The organism is Streptomyces calidiresistens (assembly GCF_014141525.1).
GTDB classification, from domain to species: domain Bacteria; phylum Actinomycetota; class Actinomycetes; order Streptomycetales; family Streptomycetaceae; genus Streptomyces; species Streptomyces calidiresistens.
Window position 1 is genome coordinate 1 of sequence record NZ_VKHS01001256.1, and the last position, 1,043, is coordinate 1,043.

The 1,043-nt window shown below is 77.3% G+C and carries 1 protein-coding gene; it reads left to right on the plus strand.

The window, feature by feature from the left end:
* On the plus strand, positions 1–974 hold a 974-nt coding region (locus FOE67_RS26740; protein WP_182667395.1), incomplete at its 5' end, for an aldo/keto reductase.
* Between the last annotated feature and the right edge of the window lie 69 nt (positions 975–1,043).

Here is a 1,043-nt window from a genome sequence, read left to right on the forward strand (position 1 = left end):
CGACCCCCCTGGCCCCGGGCACCGCCGCCCTGGCCGGGCTCCACCGCCCGGTGGGGGCCGAGCGGGCGGCGGCCACCGTGGACGCCGCCTGGGAGGTGGGGATCCACACCTTCGACACCGCTCCCCACTACGGTCTGGGGCTGGCCGAACGCCGTCTGGGCGCCGCCCTGCGCGACCGCCCGCGCGACGCGTACACCGTCTCCACGAAGGTCGGCCGACTGCTCCGTCCCCTGCCCGTCCCCCGGGGCGACGACCTCGCCAACGGCTTCGCGGTGCCCGCCACCCACGAACGGGTATGGGACTTCGGGGCCGCCGGGGTCCGGCGCTCCCTGGAGGAGAGCCTGGAGCGCCTCGGCCTGGACCGGGTGGACATCGCCCTGCTCCACGACCCGGACGACCACGCCCGACCGGCCCTGGAGGAGGCGATGCCCGAGCTCCACCGCCTGCGCGACGAGGGCGTGGTCGGCGCGATCGGGGTGGGGATGAACAGCACCCCGCTGCTCACCCGCTTCGTCCGGGAGACCGACCCCGACCTCGTGCTGTGTGCCGGGCGCTGGACCCTCCTGGACCACTCCGCCCTCCGCGACCTGTTGCCGGCGGCACTCGAACACGGCGTCGGCGTCGTGGTCGGCGGTGTCTTCAACTCCGGGCTGTTGGCCGATCCGCGCCCCGGCGCCACCTTCGACTACGCCGAGGCGCCGGCCCACCTGCTCGACCGGGCCCTGCGCCTGCGCGAGGTCTGCGCACGCCACGGCGTCCCGTTGCGCACCGCCGCCCTGCGCTTCCCCTTCGGTCACCCGGCGGTGGCGGCGGTGTTGACGGGCGGGCGGTCGCCCCGGGAGATCACCGAGGCCGCCGAGGCGCTCGCCGCGCCCCTGCCCGCCGGGCTGTGGGAGGAGCTGAGAGGGGAGGGGCTCCTCCCCGAGGACGTCCCGGTACCCGGTGACCGCCGGGGCCGGACGGGGGAGGGGTGAGGGGCACGCCGTTCGACCGGCCCCCACCGCCCGGGTGACCCCCCGGGCAGCGGCCGGCCGGTCGGTCAC